The organism is Aeromonas sp. V90_14, from assembly GCF_029967615.1.
GTDB classification, from domain to species: Bacteria; Pseudomonadota; Gammaproteobacteria; order Enterobacterales; family Aeromonadaceae; genus Aeromonas; species Aeromonas hydrophila.
In genome coordinates this window covers 13,408-31,372 of the sequence record NZ_JASCAS010000038.1, presented here as the reverse complement: position 1 = coordinate 31,372, position 17,965 = coordinate 13,408, and the positions used below count along the sequence as shown (strand labels likewise).

Below are 17,965 nucleotides of genomic sequence, written 5' to 3'. Positions count from 1 at the left end.
AATGAGCCCATATGCCAGTCCCAACGACCATCGGCAGTACCACTATCTGGAGCTGGCAAACCGGCTCAGGGTCTTGTTGATCTGCGATCCCGACACCGACAAGTCTGCCGCCTCCCTGGCCGTCAACACCGGCCACTTCGACGATCCGGCGGACCGGCAGGGGATGGCTCATTTCCTTGAGCATATGCTGTTCCTTGGCACCTGCACCTATCCCAAACCTGGTGAATACCAGCAATTTATGAGCCGCCATGGCGGCAGCAACAACGCCTGGACCGGCACCGAGTTCACCAACTTCTTCTTCGAGATCGACAACGGCTTCTTCGAGGCCGGGCTGGATCGCTTCTCCCAGTTCTTCATCTGCCCCACCTTCGATCCCGAGTGGGTGGACAAGGAGCGCAACGCGGTCGACTCCGAATACCGCCTCAAGCTGCAGGACGACGTGCGCCGCAGCTACCAGGTACATAAGGAGACGGTCAATCCCGCCCACCCCTTCGCCAAATTCTCGGTGGGCAATCTGGATACCCTGGCCGATCTGCCCGGTCGGGATCTGCGCTCCGACCTCATCCGGTTTTACGAAACCCACTACAGCTCGGATCGCATGGCGCTGGTGATGATCTCGCCAGCCACCATCGAGACCCAGCTCGACTGGTGCGATCGCTTTTTCGCTCCCATTTTGAATCGCAATTTGGGAACGCCGACCCTCGAGATGCCCCTCTACCGGCTCGATGACCTGGGCATTCGCATCCAGATCAACCCGGTCAAGGAGACCCGCAAACTCGCGCTCACCTTCCCGTTGCCCAACGTGGACGAGTATTACGACAAGAAGCCCCTCACCTTCCTGAGCCACCTCATCGGTTACGAAGGAGACGGCAGCCTGCTCTCCCTGCTCAAGGCGAAGGGCTGGGTCAATCAGCTCTCCGCCGGCGGTGGCATCAGCGGCGCCAACTTCAAGGATTTTGGCGTCAATTTCGGCCTGACCCCGCTCGGGCTCGAACACGTCAACGAGATAGTGGCGGCCCTGTTCGGCTACTTGAAGCTCATCGAGCGCGGCGGGGTGGAAGCCTGGCGCTATGACGAGAAGCGCACCGTGCTTGAGTCCGCCTTCCGCTTTCAGGAGCGGGGCCGGGCGCTCGACACCGTCTCCGGGCTGGTGTTGAACCTGTTCAGCTACGCTCCCGATGACCTGCTCTACGGCGACTACATGATGTGCGCATACGACGAGCCGCTCATTCGCCGCCTGCTCGCCAAGCTCACCCCCCACAACCTGCGCCTGACCATCACGGCGCCGGAGCTCGGCACGGACCGGCTGGCCCGCTGGTATCAGACCCCCTACAGCGTGACCACCATCACCGAGGCGGAGAAGATCCGCTGGCAGCAGAGCGAACCGGATCCGGCGCTGGCCCTGCCGCTGCCCAACCCCTTCATCAGCAACCGACTCGATGTGCGCACGCCCGAGCTCACCGCCGACATGCCCGCCTGCCTGATTGATCGGCCCGGTTTTCGGCTCTGGCACCTGCACGAGCATCAGTTCAGCGTGCCCAAGGGCAACCTCTACATCTCCATCGACAGCGAGCACGCGGTCAAGAGCCCGCGCCACATCGCCATGGCTCGCCTCGCGGTGGAGCTGCTCACCGACCACCTCAACGCCCTCACCTACCCGGCGGAGCTGGCGGGGCTCGGTTATCAGATCTATGCCCACCAGGGCGGCTTTACCATCAACCTGAGCGGCTTTGCCGACAAGCAGCCGCTGCTGCTCGACATGATCCTCGGCAACCGCACCCTGGGTTACCCGGATCCGGCCCGCTTTGCCGAAATCAAAGAGCAGCTCATCCGCAACTGGGACAACCAGTCCAAGGCGCGCCCCATCTCCCAGCTGTTCAACCAGCTCACCAGCCTGCTGCAGCCCAACAACCCGCCGTTCGAGCAGTTGCTGCGCCACCTGCGCAGCGTCGAGCTGGGCGAGATGCCCGCCTTCGTGGCGAGTCTCTTTGCCGAGGTGCACGTAGAGACCCTGGTGCACGGTGACTGGACCGCCGCCGAGGCCCTCGAGCTCGCCGCCCTGCTGGAGCGCCACCTCGGCGTCAACAGCCAGCCCAGTGCCGAGACCCGCCGCCCGCTCATCTCCATTCAGGACAGGGGCACCCTCATTCGCGAACAGGGCTGCGAGCATGAAGACTCGGCTCTGCTGGTCTATTACCAGTCGCGCACCACCCGGGCGCGGGATCTGGCCTGCTTCACCCTGGCCAACCACATCATGTCCTCCACCTTCTTTCACGAGCTGCGCACCCGTCAGCAGCTCGGTTACGTGGTGGGGGCCGGCAACCTGCCCCTCAACCGCCATCCCGGCCTCATCTTCTACATCCAGTCGCCGGTAGCCGGGCCGCAGATCCTGCTGGATGCGGTGGAGGAGTTCATCGACCTGTTTCCGCTGGCCATGCTCGAGCTCACCGCCCGGCAGTGGCAGGACAGCAAGGCGGGCCTGCAGGCCCAGCTGAGTGAGCGGGATGCCAACCTGCGCAGTCGCGGCCAGCGGCTGTGGGTCAGCATCGGCAACAAGGATCTCGGCTTTGATCAGCGCGAAAGGGTGTGCGAGGAGGTCGGTAACCTGAGCCGCGCCGATCTGGTGCGCTTTATCACCCAGCTGAGATCGAGAACATCGGATCGGCTGATCCTCTGCAGCTATGGCCAGGGCCACGAGCACGACGAGCGCATCACCGGCCAGTTCATCGACGACCCCCGCGCGTTCCGGCTCAATGCCGCCACCTTCGAGGCCTGATCAGGCCGTCTGTTCCCCTTCTGGCAGCCAATAAAAAGCCGACCCCGTGGGGTCGGCTGGAAAAACCATAATCAATTGCGACCAGAGCCGCCAAAAGTGAACATGAGCGTGAAAATCAGACACTGAGTTGATGGTCGGCGGGCAGTCCCAAACCAGAGCGCGCCTGCCGATGACAACAGTGATTGAGAAACAGGCTCATCTTAGGCACTCCCCTCCCTTGTCACGTTGATCTATGTCAAAGGAGGTAATAAAGAGTCAACCAGCTGCAGCTTTATGGCCAGTTTTATCGCCTCAGCTCACGCTTTTGGTCAAGCCTCTGGACGGCGCACCAGCCGATAGGCCACCTCGTCGAAGTAGGAGAGCTGGCCCGACAGCACCCTGGGGTGATCGAGTTCGGCCGCTCGCCCCAGCACCTCGACCTGGAAGTGGCGCTCGAACAGGGTGCGCACTTCCATCTCCCCCACCGAGAACGGCGGCTGGCGCTGCTGCTCAGGCTGATATTCCAGAGTCACCAGCAGGATCTGACCACCCGCCTCGATAAGCCGGCTCATCAGTTCGGCATATTGACGGCGCATAGCGGTCGGCAGGGCGATGAGGGCTGCCCTGTCGTAGGCCAGCCGATAGCGGCGGCCAAGTTCGGAGGCGGCGAAAAAATCCCCCTCATAGATGCGCAGGCTGTCGTGCTGATGGCACTGATAGGGCCCCTCGGCACTAACTGTGTCGTTCAGCGTGTTCTCGCTGAAAAAGCTGTTGATGGCGACGGACGAGAGCTCGAACCCGTCGACCGGATGGCCCTGCCCGCTCAGCCAGAGCATGTCGCGGGACTTGCCGCACAGGGGCACCAGCACGGGCTCGCCCTGCTGCTGGGCCGACCACCAGGATTGCAGCCAGCGATTGAAATCCGCCTGATGAAAGCCGATCCGGTTCTCTTCCCAACGCTGATGCCAAAAAGCCGCTTCCATCCAGTCACCCCTGTCATGTAAAGATGCCTCAATATCACAACTTAGCCCGCTGCACGCAAGCACCAACAAGGCGGCAGCCGCAACTTTTGTCCAGAAAAGCGGAACAAAACAAAAAAGGGCCCGAAGGCCCCCTTTTGACATCTTTTTGTCATCCACTCCTGCTCTTTTTCGCCTGCTTTCCACCTGCTTACTACAGCGACGGCAGGGTGGGCCGGATCACTGCAAAGCCGGCTCGGCGCACCTGACCGCCGTCACCGCAGCAAGCCTGGCCGCAATCTCGGCAAAGTCGGGGCGCGCCGCCACCACCTCGGAGAGACAGTCATCCACCAGCGCATGCAGGGCATCCAGCCTGTCATCACAAGGGGCACAGCGGGCCAGCAGCTCTTCCAGCAGGCAGCCGAAGGCTCTCACTTCCAGTCGCTCCAGCAAGCCGGCCAGCTCACCATCGGTTCGCTCATAACAGGAGGCGGCGCCGAAATCCCCTAGCAGCAGCCGCCCCTCCTCTTGCAAGGAGAGCAGCATGTTGTGGGCGTAGAGATCGCCGTGCAGGATGCCGCGCCCGTGCAGATGCAGCGCGGCGCTCGCCACCCCCTGCGCCATGGCCAGCAGCGCAGCCGGGGTAAAGCGGGCATCGGCTTGATAGATATCGCGAGTGCAGGAGTCCAGGCTCGGCGGCCCCGCCAGGTTGATAAAATCAGGGTCTATCAGCGCCATCACCAACGCAGGAATGCCGGAGGGGTGATCGCCCACCCGCCCCTCGACCCCGACCAGATGGGGATGACGACCGGCCGCCAGCGACACCGCCAGCTCGCAGCGGGGCAGCCCATCACTGGTCACGGCCCCCTTGAAGCACTTGACCGCCACCGCCCGCGGCCCCGCCGGCGTGGCCAGCTCCGCGCGATGGATGACACCGGATGCCCCCTGCCCCAGCAGCCCGCCCACCTTAAGTGAATCCCACGGGATGTCGGCCACCGAGGCGCACTGGCCCAGCCGCTGCTCCTGCTTGTCGCTGAAGGGGTTGCCCGCATACGCCAGCCAGGCGAGGCGCGGCAGCCTCACCAGCCAATCCGGGAGCGCGTCGAGCCGGTTGGCGGCGATGCGCACCAGCTCCAGACGCTGGCAGTTGGCGAGGGTTGCCGGCAGCTCGCGCAGGCGATTGCCCGAGAGCATCAGCTTTTGCAGGGCGCCGCACTGACCCAGCTCATCGGGCAGCTGCTCCACCGCGTTGTCGGTCAGGATCAACCAGCGCAGCCCCGCCGGCAGCGACGTGGCAGGCACAGTGGCGATCTGGTTGGCCTTGAAGCCCACCATGGTGAGCGCCGGGCAGCGTCCCAGCACCTCGGGCAGCTCGGTAAAGCGGTTCTCGGAGCAGAAAATGATGCGCAGCTTGCTGAACTCGGCCAGCTCGTCAGGCAGCCGACTCAACTGGTTGCCGGTGAGATCCAGCACCTCCAGCGTCTCTTTGAGAGCCAGGATCTCGGGCGGGAACTCCGTCAGGTTTTCGGCGAGTTTGAGGTGGCGGGCGCCGCAGAGTTCACCTGCGCGCAGCTGTTCCAGGGTATGCATGACATCGTCTCTATCGGGGTGGCCGGTTCGCGGCCAACGGCGCTGCCGGTGGTTGGCCCAGCAGTCAAACCGGCAGTCAAAAAAAGAGGGGGCATTATAGAGAATGACGGCCGAAGATCCCCTGTTTTGTTGCCGCAAGGGCCTGCATCGGCGCACGGTACCGTGATAGGGGGGCAAAGAGAGCAAGATCCGGGTCGTGTCAGCGAGGGCCGGTTGCCATAGTGGGGTCAAACCAGAGTGGGGTTGAATCTATTGAGGTTTCAACCCACTGCCAACCCTGTGCGCCCGCACAACACACCTGCGAGGGAACTGCCATGTCATTACTGTCCAACAAGGTCGCCATCATCACCGGTGCCAGCTCCGGCATCGGCCGCGCCAGCGCCATCCTGTTTGCCCGGGAAGGGGCCAGCGTCGTCGTCGGCGCCCGCCGCCAGCCCGAGCTGGATCTGCTGGTGGAGGAGATCCGCCATGAGGGGGGACAGGCGGTGAGCCTGGCGGGAGACGTCAGAAGCGAGACTTACGCCCGCGCCCTGGTGGATCTCGCGCTGACCCGCTTCGGCGGGCTCGATATCGCCTTCAACAACGCCGGCATCACGGGGACACCGGGCAGCGTGCCGGCGCTTGAACTGGCGCAGTGGCAGGAAACCCTGGATACCAACCTCACTAGCGCCTTTGTGGGGGCCAAGTACCAGATCCCCGCCATGCAGGCACGCGGCGGCGGCTCGCTTATCTTTACCTCCACTTTCGTCGGCCATACTCTGGGGCTGCCCGGCATGGCGGCCTATGCCGCGAGCAAGGCGGGCCTCATCGGCCTGACCCAGGTGCTGGCTGCCGAATATGGGGCACAAGGGGTGCGGGTCAACGCCCTACTGCCGGGGGGTACCGACACCCCCATGGGACGAGCCTTTACCGATACGCCGGAGAATCTCGCCTTTGTGCAGAATATGCATGCCCTCAAACGGCTGGCTCAACCGGAGGAGATCGCCCGCTCGGCCCTTTATCTCGCGTCCGATGCATCCAGCTTTACCACCGGCATTGCCCTGCTGGCCGATGGTGGGGTATCTATTTGTCGCACATGACCTTGTCGCACCCAAGATGCTGCGGCTGCAAACCTATCGTGAGAGCGCCTTATGTCTGATTACGCCCGCATCGCCGATGCCATCCGTTTTATCGAATGCCAGGTGGCGCGCCAGCCCACCCTGGACGAGATAGCGGCGCACGTTCACTTAAGCCCCTTTCACTTCCAGCGGCTGTTCAGCCGCTGGGCCGGGGTGACGCCAAAACGCTATCTGCAGGTGCTGACCCTGGAGCGGGCCAAGGCGCTGCTGCAGGAGTCGCGCCCGCTGCTGGAGGTGGCCGATACCCTGGGCCTTAGCAGCGGCTCGCGGCTCTACGATCACTTCGTGCAGCTCGAAGCGGTGACGCCGGGCGAGTACAAGCAGCGCGGGGCCGGGCTGGTTATCGATCACGGGGTGCACGACACCCCCTTCGGCCAGGCGTTCGTCGCCCTCACCCCGCGGGGGGTGTGCAACTTCTCGTTTCTCGATGACCAGGCCCCACATGCGCCGCTGGCCGCCCTCGCCCAGAGCTGGCCAGAGGCAGAACTGAGGGAGGCGCCATCACGCACCCAGGGGGTCATCCACTCCATGTTCGACAGCAGCAAGGCGCCGGATCGCCCCATCTCGCTGCACGTGAGCGGCACCAACTTTCAGATCAGCGTCTGGCGGGCGCTGCTGCAGATCCCGCCCGCCAAGGTGATGAGCTACGCCCAGGTGGCAAGTGCCATCGGCAACCCCAAAGCCGCCCGCGCCGTGGGGCTGGCGGTGGGTGCCAACCCCGTCGCCTTGATGATCCCCTGCCACAGGGTCATCCAGCAAAACGGCAAACTCGGCGGCTATCACTGGGGGGAGACCCGCAAACAGGCGATACACGCCTGGGAAGCGGCGAGGTATGAGTAAACTTGGCCTGTTTCTGCTCGGCCTGATGAGGAAAACAGGAGTGTTGGTGGTGAGTTAGCAGACAATCAGGCAGCGCCGAACGAGCATTCACGATATAAAGCGAGGGCATTAGCAGAGTCGGGGGGCAGATCGCCCCTTTTTGTTGCCTTGGGGACGGACATGGGACTCCGCCCCCCATCGGATTGACCCACATAGGGTGCAATTTCATTACATCCTAGAGAACCTTAAGCATATTGTTGTCGTGGGGCTAAGCAGTTGTCCCAGACCAATTACCCCTTAGGCTTTATATGTTTAGAAATATAAATCCTCGGTAATAATTTGTGATACTTAATTCGTTGCTGCCATGCTTCAATCGCAAGCAAAAATTGGATTGAATGTATATCTGTTATCTTTTCCACATCATTTTCAAAGACAAACCACAATGCTGCATATTTTAATTCATTATCAAAAGGAATTGCTCGTTGCATTATGAGTTCTATGGAGTCTTTAGATTGCTCAATATTATAAATTAGTTCATGAGAGTCTTTAGATATTTTGACAGATATTATTTCATTATCTTTATACAAATCTGCAATTTCCAGTTTGTATTTTTTCTTCTTGTCATTAATTCTTTCGATTTCTGTCAGTTGACGATCCATTAGTTCATAGCCGTGTTCTTGACTTAGTTTCTTATTGAAGAAATACTCTCGGTAAGTTATTTTGTCATCAACCAACTCACCCTGCCCTATTCTTTGCTCCTTTTCATCTCGCCATGCAATATATTCACTTTCATCCAAAGGAATCATCTGAGTGATAGATATTGATTCTAATGACTTTTTCAAATAATCCATGAAGGTTTGGTTAAACTTATACCACTCTCCATGTTTCAAAAAATAATTATATCCCTCATACTCAACATAAAAATCAATAACTTCTTTTATTGACTTACTAAACACCCCAGAATCTTCACGTTTAAACTGCACCTTCAAATTATTAACATTGTCAATATTTTGATTTTCTTTAATGAAATCTCTTAAATACGAAACTTCTAATGTATTCCCAATGTCCTTTCTACATATTGTTTTTCTCTTGCTTTTGAACGAGAGTTGATAGTTATATTCATGGAAATTAAAACAGATATTTATTCCATAAACTCTGAATTCTTCAACAGCGACATGTGCTATACCTTCGGTAATTGAAGTGAATAAAATAGAATCTAAGTTTGTTATAATTTCTTCTTCAGAGACCGCTTCTAATTTTGGCAAGTTAATCACCGCCTCATCAGCAAGGGAGTCATTGATATAATTAAATATTTCTTCTAATTGCGTTGGAGATTTGTCTATATCCATTTGAATTGAATCTGCAAATATAATATTCTTATCACCCCACATTTCTTTATTGCTAGCTTTTAGTTTTAGATGCTCGACAGATTCTCCAGGATCATAACTGTCTTTTGTGAAGTTTTCGTACGAGGATATTTCTTGTCTTTTTGCTCCTGAAAAATATCTACTTTTCTTTAATAAGATTGTATCTTCATCAGCCATTCTAATTGCCAAGTTAATTCCAAAATCTAACTCAATGAACTTTGACAAATAGAAATGCGACTTTCCTAGGCTAACAGCAAAAACTTCGTTTTCATTATCAATTCTTGTGCATAACAACAGACCAAAAAAGAATTTATTCTGAGGCTTAGTTACATGATCACAAAAGAAATCTCTATAAGTACTCCACCACCATATATCATTCCCTACAATTTCTTCGGAAAAATAAAACGTCATTCTATATTGTATACTATTAACAGTTTTCTGTTCAACAAGACCAACAGTCCGAACTTTTTCTAATAAAGGATCTAATTTATTAGATCTAACTTTATAAATATTGTATGTATTGCTCATAGGAGTACCCTATTAAAAAACTAACGTGATTAGATGAAAAGTAGTTCTAATCCAATAACAGCTTCTACCCTTGAGCGCCCGACAGCCTCTAGTTTGCTGCCTCTGACCCGCACTGTTGCTCTGGACTGAGTTATAGATGACTTCAAAGAAGTCATCTCCAAACGACTATCTTAGGGAGCAAAATAGGCAAGAGAAAGAGGATGATGATCGTTTTCTGAGCAAGATCAACAAATTAATCAAAAAGTAAAAACTTGCAGTGCATCGGAAATGTTCAGATGTGAAAAGACGCCCTAAGGCGTCTTTCTTATTGCTTGGTGTTGGAGCCAACAGGTTGGAGGCAATTCCCCTCCCCGCCTTGCCCCGCAACCCAATCAGATCGGGGTGATGGAGGTAATATGGGCCGAGCCATCCAGGGACTGGAAGATCTGCACCACGGCTTCCCCGTGGATCGGGTTGGGCAGCGGTACCGTGGTTTTGCATTTGAAACGGTAGTTGGTGCCGGCGACGACCTGGGTAGAGACTTCAAAGGGGGTGTACTGCACCCCGACAAATCCTTCCAGCGCCTGGTTGAATACGGCCTGATCTTTGGCGCTCAGCTTGTGGTAGGCAGTCCATCCGCCCAACAACACTGCTTGTTCTGACATAACAAACCCTCCGTGATCTCTTGTCCCTACTCGTTTGGCTGTTCGGGTTCCGCCCCGTTTATTCAAGTGGTGTCCGGACTCCACCGGGGGCCACACCAGATTTGGTATGTCCGGTGTCGACAGTGCACATGAAGACGTTGCTGTCGCCACCCTCCCCTGCTGCCACGACCGCCGCCTCACGGCGTCGGTCTCAATTGGCATGGCTGAGCCTAGTGCGAGATCCATAAAACACCCCCTGTCAGAAATGACAGAGGCAGGTAGGCAAGAAAGCGGCTAGCGAGGGGAAAAGTGAGGCGCAAACGATTGGAAAAAGAAAAGACGCCGCAAGGGCGTCTTTTTTACATTTTTATGCTTGAAGGGTGAAAGGGCGTTAGCCGCTTATTCCCATTCGATGGTTGCAGGCGGCTTGCCGGAGACGTCGTACACCACGCGGGAGATGCCGTTGATCTCGTTGATGATGCGATTCGACACGTGACCCAGGAAGTCGTACGGCAGGTGAGCCCAGTGAGCAGTCATAAAGTCGATGGTTTCGACGGCGCGCAGCGCAATGACCCAGTCATATTTGCGACCATCGCCCATGACGCCAACGGAGCGCACCGGCAGGAACACGGCGAAAGCCTGGCTGACCTGGTTGTAGAGGTCGGCCTTGCGCAGCTCTTCGATAAAGACCGCATCGGCCTTGCGCAGCAGATCGCAGTACTCTTTCTTCACTTCGCCAAGCACCCGCACGCCCAGACCCGGACCCGGGAACGGGTGACGGTAGAGCATGTCGTAGGGCAGACCCAGCTCGAGGCCAACGCGGCGCACTTCGTCTTTGAACAGCTCGCGCAGCGGCTCCACCAGACCCATCTTCATCTCTTCCGGCAGGCCGCCGACGTTGTGGTGAGACTTGATGACGTGGGCCTTGCCGGTCTTGCTGGCGGCAGATTCAATGACGTCCGGATAGATGGTGCCTTGCGCCAGCCAGCGGGCGTTTTTCAGCTTTTTCGCTTCATCGTCGAACACTTCGACGAAGACGCGGCCGATGATCTTGCGCTTGGCTTCCGGCTCATCTTCACCGGCCAGGGCGGAGAGGAAGCGCTCTTCGGCGTCGACCTTGACGATGTTCAGACCAAAGTGATCGCCAAACATCTCCATCACCTGCTGGCCTTCGTTCAGGCGCAGCAGACCGTTGTCGACGAAGACGCAGGTCAGGCGATCGCCGATGGCACGGTGCACCAGCATGGCGACCACGGAGGAGTCCACCCCGCCGGAGAGGCCCAGGATCACCTCGTCGTCACCCACCTGCTCGCGGATGCGGGCAACGGCGTCGTCGATGATGGTGGCCGGGGTCCACAGGCATTCGCAGCCGCAGATGTCTTTGACGAAGTGCTCCAGCATGCGGGCACCCTGACGGGTGTGGGTCACTTCCGGGTGGAACTGCACGCCATAGAAACGCTTGGCTTCGTTGGCCATGGCGGCGTGCGGGCAGGTGGCGGTCTGGGCGATGGTGGTGAAGTCGGCCGGGATGGTGGTGACCTTGTCGCCGTGGCTCATCCACACGTCCAGCAGGGCATTGCCGTTGTCGGCGATGGCATCTTCGATGTTGCGCAAGAGGGCACTGGTCTTGCCGGAGTTGCCCAGCACTTCCACCTTGGCGTAACCGAACTCACGCTCGGTGGAGGATTGCACCTTGCCACCCAGCTGCTCGGCCATGGTCTGCATGCCGTAGCAGATGCCGAACACCGGCACGCCGGCGTTGAACACGTACTCGGGGGCGCGCGGGCTGCCCGCTTCGGTGACGGACTCGGGGCCGCCGGAGAGGATGATGCCGCTCGGATTGAATTCGCGGATCTGCTCTTCGGTCACATCCCAGGCCCACAGTTCGCAGTAGACGCCGATTTCACGCACGCGGCGGGCGATCAGCTGGGTGTACTGGGAACCGAAGTCGAGGATAAGGATACGGTGCTGGTGAATGTCTTTAGTCATTTTATTCCTGCATCAGGCTGCTGTTGTCACAAAAAGCACGGGATAAAAAAGCGGTGGAGAAACGGGGCCGCAGCCCCGTTTTATCAGCCCATCCGATAGTTGGGGGCTTCTTTGGTAATGGTCACGTCGTGAACGTGGGACTCTTTCATCCCGGCGCCCGAGATGCGCACGAATTCGGCCTTGGTGCGCATGTCGTCGATGGTGGCGCTGCCGGTCAGCCCCATGGAGGAGCGCAGGCCGCCCATCTGCTGGTGGATGATCTCTTTGAGGCGGCCCTTGTACGGCACGCGGCCTTCGATGCCTTCCGGCACCAGCTTGTCGGCGGCGTTGTCGGTCTGGAAGTAGCGGTCGCTGGAGCCCTTGGACATGGCGCCCAGAGAACCCATGCCACGGTAGGATTTGAAGGAGCGGCCCTGATAGAGCTCGATCTCGCCCGGCGCCTCTTCGGTACCGGCAAACATGGAGCCGACCATGACGCAGCTGGCGCCAGCGGCGATGGCCTTGGCCACGTCACCGGAGAAGCGGATGCCGCCATCGGCAATCACCGGGATACCGGTGCCTTCCAGCGCGTCGACGGCGTCGGAGATGGCGGTGATCTGGGGCACGCCCACGCCGGTCACGATACGGGTAGTACAGATGGAGCCCGGGCCGATACCGACCTTGACGGCGTTGACGCCGGCAGCGGCCAGCGCCTTGGCACCGGCGGCGGTGGCGACGTTGCCGCCGATGATCTGCAGATCAGGATAGGCTTCGCGGGTCGCCTTGATGCGATCCAGCACGCCCTGGGAGTGGCCGTGGGAGGAGTCGATCAGCAGCACGTCCACACCGGCTTCTACCAGGGCGGCGACGCGCTCTTCGTTGCCGGCACCGGCACCAACGGCAGCACCGACCCGCAGACGACCCTTGTCATCTTTACAGGCGTTCGGCTTGCGCTCGGCTTTCTGGAAGTCTTTGACGGTGATCATGCCCTTGAGTTTGAAGTCGGCGTTGACCACCAGCACCTTCTCGATACGGTGCTTCTGCATCAGGCCAACCACCTCTTCGCGGGGGGCGCCTTCACGCACGGTGACCAGACGATCCTTCTGGGTCATGATCTGTTCGACAGTCTGGGAGAGATCGATCACGAAGCGCACATCACGACCGGTGATGATGCCCACCAGCTGATTGCCCTCGGTCACCACCGGATAACCGGCGAAACCGTTCTTGTGGCTCAGCTCTTTGATCTGGGCGATGGTCATGTCGGGGCGTACGGTGACGGGGTCAGTGACCACGCCGCTCTCGTACTTCTTGACCTTGCGCACTTCGGCAGCCTGCTGCTCGATGGACATGTTCTTGTGGATAAAGCCGATACCGCCTTCCTGGGCCAGTGCGATAGCCAGACGGGCTTCGGTCACTGTGTCCATGGCAGCGGAAATCATGGGGATGTTCAGGCTGATGGCAGAGGTCAGCTTGGTACGCAGATCGGCAGTATTGGGAAGAACTTCGGAGTGGGCGGGAACCAACAGTACATCGTCGAAGGTTAACGCTTCTTTGGCAATCCTGAGCATGGCAATATCTCACCGTTGAGGAAGTGGGGGTGTAAAATATTGCCGACGAAGTTTACTCACGCATTGGTCACTGGTAAAGAAGTTTTTTGAATTTTTTATGGCGTTTTGGCCTTTTCAGCCGCCAAGCCGCTAAAAAACCAACATTTTCAGTCGCAAAACAGCCTTTTGGGGACAAAAGAGTTGTCTCATTGCGGTTTTATGCAAAAAAGTTCCCGTTTCATTTTTTCAGGCAGCCCCGCTTCCCCTCCCCCGTTGCAGACCGTTTGACTCTGGTCGAGCACACCCGACAACCAGCTCATGCCCGCCTGGCCATCCCCCTCAGACCCTGAATCGGGCAGAGCAACATCCGGGATGTGTCACCCAAACCGGCACGCCCAACGCAGGGGCCTTTTCGTGGTGCGGGTTTCCTTTGTGCCTGTGCCTGCGTATCATGATTAACAGTCTGAATTGAAATGGAATTTCATGATGAGCCACGGACACCAGCAAGGGCGCATGGCCATTACCCTGGCAGCACTGGGGGTCGTCTATGGCGATCTCGGCACCAGCCCGCTCTATGCCCTCAAGGAGAGCTTCGCCGGACACCTGGGTCTGCAGCCCACCCCGGAGGGGATCCTCTCCATCGTCTCCCTCTTCTTCTGGACCATCATGATCGTGGTCTCATTCAAATATGTGCTGCTGGTGCTCCGGGCCGACGACAAGGGAGAAGGGGGGATCCTTACCCTCGCCTCGCTGGCCTCCCGCCGCCTCCCGGCCAAGCCGCGCGCCCTGCTCATGCTGCTCGGTCTGGTCGGCGTGGGGCTGTTTATCGGGGATGCGGTGATCACTCCCGCCATCTCGGTGCTCTCGGCGGTCGAAGGGTTGCAGGTGATCACCCCGGAGCTGGCGCCGTTCGTGCTGCCCATCACCCTCACCGTGCTGGTGATCCTGTTCGGGGCCCAGCATTACGGCACCGCCGGCATCGGTCGCCTGTTCGGCCCGATCATGCTGATCTGGTTCGGGGTGCTGGCGGCGCTCGGGGCCTATGAGATCGGGCAAAACCCCGCCATCCTGCAGGCGGTCAACCCGATCTACGCCCTCGATTTCATGATCAGCCGACCGGGTATCGCCTTCATCACCCTGGGGGCCGTCGTGCTCTGCGTCACCGGGACGGAGGCGCTCTACGCCGACATGGGCCACTTTGGCCGTGGCGCCATCCAGCTGGCCTGGGGTTCTCTGGTGATGCCCGCCCTGCTGCTCAACTACTTCGGCCAGGGAGCCCTGCTGCTGCGCAATCCTGCCGCCATCGAAAACCCCTTCTACCTGCTTGCCCCCTCCTGGCTGGCCTTTCCCCTGCTGATCCTCGCCACCCTGGCCACCGTCATCGCCTCCCAGGCGGTGATCTCGGGCACTTACTCGGTGGTGCGCCAGGCCATCCTGCTCGGCTACCTGCCGCGCCAGGAGATCCGTCACACCTCGGAGCACGAGATAGGCCAGATCTACCTGCCGCTGGTGAACTGGCTGCTGCTGGGAGGCATCGTCATCGTCATCCTCTGGTTCCAGAGTTCTAGCAACCTGGCCGCCGCCTACGGCATCGCGGTGACCGGCACCATGGCGCTCACCACCCTGCTGCTGATGGTGGTGGCCGCCCGCCGCTGGAAGTGGTCGCGCTGGCTGATTGCGCTGGTGTGCGCGCCGCTGCTGCTGGTCGATGTCACCTTCTTTGCCGCCAATACCACCAAGTTTCTGGCCGGTGGCTGGCTCCCCATCCTGTTTGCGCTGCTGGCCATCATAGTGATGACCACCTGGAAGCGCGGACGGGAGCTGGTGCTCGACAAGCTGGAGCACAAGTCACTGGCGCTGAAGGGGTTTGTCGACAACATGCTGGCGCACCCGCCGCTGCAGGTCCCCGGCACCGCCGTGTTTCTCTCCAAGTCGGTGCAGGTGGTGCCCCACGCCATGCTGCACAACCTCAAACACAACAAGATCCTGCACGAACGGGTCATTTTCCTGACCGTTCATATCAAGGACGAGCCCTGGCTCTCCTTCAAGGAGCGCATCGAGCTCACCCACCTTGGCGAGGGGTTCTGGCAGGTGGTCGCCCACTTCGGCTACAAGGAGGTGCCCTCCATGGAGGAGATCTTCCAGGCCTGCGCCCAGGAGGATCTGAAGGTCACCATGGCCAAGACCTCCTTCTTCCTCTCCCACGAGAACCTGGTCAGCACCGATCTGCCCGGCATGGCGCGCTGGCGAGAGGGCCTGTTCGTCTGGATGAACCGCAACTCCCTCAAGGCGACCGACTTCTTTCATATTCCCGCCAACCGGGTGGTGGAGCTCGGGGTATTGCTGGAGTTGTGACGCCGCCAGCCAACAGGGGGTAAGACCGGTGCGAACGCACACCGCTCAACCCGTAGCCAGTCGGGAACGCCACTGCCCGGCTTCTTAATTTCCTGCGAGCCAGCCTTACCACGATTAAAATGCGATTGATAATGGTTGTTGTTTGTGATTCTTATTATCAGGCATGCTAGCGGCCTGACGCCTGTTCTGGCGCCTTCACACTAGCCGTTTGAGTATGAATATGAAGACCTGGAAGGGAGACAAGTGATGGACTCCTGCAGCCCGAGACCAACACTGCCCGCCAACGATCCCGACGCCGCCCGTCTCGCTTGCCTTGCCATCGCGATCGCCCTGCATCTTGCCGCCTTCTGGTGGCTCTATGCGCACCAGCCTGCGCCCATCACCCCGCCCTTGCCGCTGACCCTGTCGGCCCGCTGGGTTGGCGAGGCGACGACCAATGATGCGCCTGCCAAGGCGGCCCCCGCCCCTGCTCCCACAGCGCAGCAAGTACAAAAAGTGCAGCAAAAAGCCAAGCCATTGCCGACACCCAAAAAACCGCCGGCCAAGCCAGTCAAGAAAAGCGTCAAGCCGGTGGTCAAACCGCTTAAAAACCGTACCCCGCCGGTGCAGCCCGCCAAGGTCATGCCGGTGAGCAGTCCGCAACCGCCGGTCACTGCGCCCGCCCCTGCGATGGCGGCAACGGCCGCACAGGCGAGCGGCGGAAGTGCCAGTCAGAGTCCTGCCCACAAGGCTGGTGGCGGCGCGGGCAACAGCGCTCCCATCGCCCGCGATGCCCGGCTCAACAACCCCGAGCCCCAATATCCCTATGAGTCGAGACGACGGGGAGAAGAGGGGCGGGTCATCCTCAATGTACGGGTGACGGCCGAGGGCACCGCCGCCTCGGTGGAGGTGGACAAGAGCAGCGGCTATCGGCGGCTGGACATGACGGCCCGCAAAACCGTCAGCCGCTGGAAATTCATTCCTGCCAAACAGAACAACGTGGCCGTCGAGGCCTCGGCAAAAGTCACCATCATTTTCAAATTAAGGGCTTGAACATGGATCCTGAAATCGCAAGCAACGGCATGGGCATCGCCCACCTGCTCAGCCAGAACAGCGGTGTGGGGCTGATCCCCTTCATCCTGCTGGTATTGATGTCCCTTGGTACCTGCTACTACGCCCTGCTCAAGGGCTATCTCGCACAGCGGGAACAACGCCTCAACGCACGCTTCGTCGCCGATTTCTGGCAGCACGACAGCGTGCAGGAGATGGAGCGCCAGCTGGCCCACCTGCCGCCGCAGGAGGCCTATGGCCGGCTGACCGGCGCAGCGCTGGCGGCCGTGGCCCAGCTGAACCGGGCCGAGGAGCGTGCGGTCAGCTGCAAGCTGGGTTCGCCGGATGAATATCTGCTGCGCGCCATGCGCCGGGCCATCACTCAGGAGCGGGTGCGGCTGGAGCAGGGGCTGGCCTTCCTCGCCTCGGTGGGTTCGGCAGCCCCCTTCATCGGGCTGTTCGGCACCGTCTGGGGTATCTACCACGCCCTGCTGGCTATCGGCGCCGCCGGTCAGAGCAGTCTGGACAAGGTTGCCGGCCCCGTGGGTGAAGCGCTGATCATGACCGGCTTCGGCCTCGCGGTCGCCCTGCCGGCCGTGCTCATCTACAACTTCTTCGTGCGGCGCAATCGCCTCAGGCTCGCGGCGCTGGAGGAGTTTGGCCACGATCTGTTCACCCTGCTGGTGACCGGCTTCGAGCAGGTCGCCACCAACAACGTCACCCCGCTGGTCGAGCGGGAAACCAGACAGGGGCGTGGCTGATGGCATTTGGCAAACTGTCGGACGAGGGGGACGATCAACCCCTCTCCGAGATCAACATGATCCCGATGATCGACGTCATGCTGGTGCTGCTCATCGTCTTCATGATCACCGCCCCCCTGCTCACCAACGCGGTCAAGCTGGAGCTGCCAGAGGCCAGCAGCCAGCTCAACCAGCCAGACAAGCAGGACATCAATCTCGCCATCGATGGCACCGGCAAGATCTACTGGAACGATCAGCAGGTCGACGAAGCCGCCCTGCTCGCCAAGATGGAGAGCGCCGGCCAGGCCGAGGGGGAGCTGCCCGAGATCCAGCTGCGCATCGATCGCAAGGTGGAGTACGGCATCATCGCCAGGGTGATGGCCCAGGCCTCCCAGCACGGTCTGCACAAGATTGCCTTCGTGAGCCAGCCGGAGCCGTAACGCTCCCGTCACCCACACACAGGTACGCCAGGGCCTGGATGCCCTGCTGCCATCCAGGCAGTTGCCAGCACAGGCACCTTGTCGGCATCATGCCGATGCAGCGCCAATATTGGCCACCATCACCTCA

13 protein-coding genes are annotated in these 17,965 nt (G+C 59.3%); 7 read left to right on the top strand and 6 right to left on the bottom strand.

Going from position 1 to position 17,965, the window contains the following annotated elements; translation table 11 throughout:
• Window position 1 precedes the first annotated feature (1 nt).
• Window positions 2-2,776 carry an insulinase family protein gene (locus tag QLG02_RS15855; RefSeq protein WP_282465639.1) on the top strand — a complete coding sequence of 925 codons (2,775 nt, stop codon included), beginning with the start codon at window positions 2-4 and terminating at the stop codon, window positions 2,774-2,776.
• Between the two features lie 308 nt (window positions 2,777-3,084).
• On the opposite strand, the gene QLG02_RS15850 is transcribed toward QLG02_RS15855, so the two are convergent.
• Together QLG02_RS15850 and QLG02_RS15845 are read right to left on the bottom strand one after the other, a co-directional pair.
• Window positions 3,085-3,738: a thiopurine S-methyltransferase gene (locus QLG02_RS15850; protein ID WP_282465638.1), complete on the bottom strand. Its 654-nt coding sequence runs from the start codon at window positions 3,736-3,738 to the stop codon at window positions 3,085-3,087.
• A gap of 216 nt (window positions 3,739-3,954) precedes the next feature.
• Window positions 3,955-5,304 carry a leucine-rich repeat-containing protein kinase family protein gene (locus tag QLG02_RS15845; RefSeq protein WP_282465637.1) on the bottom strand — a complete coding sequence of 450 codons (1,350 nt, stop codon included), beginning with the start codon at window positions 5,302-5,304 and terminating at the stop codon, window positions 3,955-3,957.
• A gap of 314 nt (window positions 5,305-5,618) precedes the next feature.
• Between QLG02_RS15845 and QLG02_RS15840 the strand changes: the two genes are divergently transcribed.
• A complete protein-coding gene (locus QLG02_RS15840; protein ID WP_282465636.1) occupies window positions 5,619-6,383 on the top strand; it encodes an SDR family oxidoreductase in 765 nt (254 codons plus the stop codon).
• 51 nt (window positions 6,384-6,434) lie between these two features.
• Window positions 6,435-7,262 carry a methylated-DNA--[protein]-cysteine S-methyltransferase gene (locus tag QLG02_RS15835; RefSeq protein ID WP_282465635.1) on the top strand — a complete coding sequence of 276 codons (828 nt, stop codon included), beginning with the start codon at window positions 6,435-6,437 and terminating at the stop codon, window positions 7,260-7,262.
• A gap of 269 nt (window positions 7,263-7,531) precedes the next feature.
• Here QLG02_RS15835 and QLG02_RS15830 read toward each other — a convergent pair whose 3' ends face one another.
• The 4 genes from QLG02_RS15830 to guaB form a co-directional block, all read right to left on the bottom strand.
• On the bottom strand, window positions 7,532-9,136 hold the full coding sequence (locus QLG02_RS15830) for a DUF6119 family protein (protein ID WP_282465634.1): 1,605 nt from the start codon (window positions 9,134-9,136) through the stop codon (window positions 7,532-7,534).
• 371 nt (window positions 9,137-9,507) lie between these two features.
• Complete coding sequence (locus QLG02_RS15825) at window positions 9,508-9,780, bottom strand: hypothetical protein (protein WP_010633780.1); 273 nt, start codon at window positions 9,778-9,780, stop codon at window positions 9,508-9,510.
• Between the two features lie 378 nt (window positions 9,781-10,158).
• Window positions 10,159-11,748, bottom strand: a complete 1,590-nt coding sequence (gene guaA, locus QLG02_RS15820) for a glutamine-hydrolyzing GMP synthase (protein ID WP_016350936.1) — start codon at window positions 11,746-11,748, stop codon at window positions 10,159-10,161.
• Window positions 11,749-11,831: 83 nt separating this feature from the next.
• Complete coding sequence (guaB, locus tag QLG02_RS15815; protein WP_011705859.1) at window positions 11,832-13,295, bottom strand: IMP dehydrogenase; 1,464 nt, start codon at window positions 13,293-13,295, stop codon at window positions 11,832-11,834.
• Between the two features lie 465 nt (window positions 13,296-13,760).
• Between guaB and QLG02_RS15810 the strand changes: the two genes are divergently transcribed.
• The 4 genes from QLG02_RS15810 (at window position 13,761) to QLG02_RS15795 (ending at window position 17,838) form a co-directional block, all read left to right on the top strand.
• On the top strand, window positions 13,761-15,629 hold the full coding sequence (locus tag QLG02_RS15810; protein ID WP_282465633.1) for a potassium transporter Kup: 1,869 nt from the start codon (window positions 13,761-13,763) through the stop codon (window positions 15,627-15,629).
• A 246-nt stretch (window positions 15,630-15,875) separates the two neighbouring features.
• Window positions 15,876-16,661 (top strand): energy transducer TonB, encoded by a 786-nt coding sequence (locus tag QLG02_RS15805; RefSeq protein ID WP_282465632.1) that lies wholly within the window; start codon window positions 15,876-15,878, stop codon window positions 16,659-16,661.
• 2 nt (window positions 16,662-16,663) lie between these two features.
• Entirely contained in the window at window positions 16,664-17,419 is a 756-nt protein-coding gene (locus QLG02_RS15800) for a MotA/TolQ/ExbB proton channel family protein (RefSeq protein WP_010633777.1), read from the top strand.
• A complete protein-coding gene (locus QLG02_RS15795) occupies window positions 17,419-17,838 on the top strand; it encodes a biopolymer transporter ExbD (RefSeq protein WP_215782901.1) in 420 nt (139 codons plus the stop codon). Before QLG02_RS15800 ends, QLG02_RS15795 begins: the two co-directional genes overlap by 1 nt.
• Window positions 17,839-17,965 lie beyond the last annotated feature (127 nt).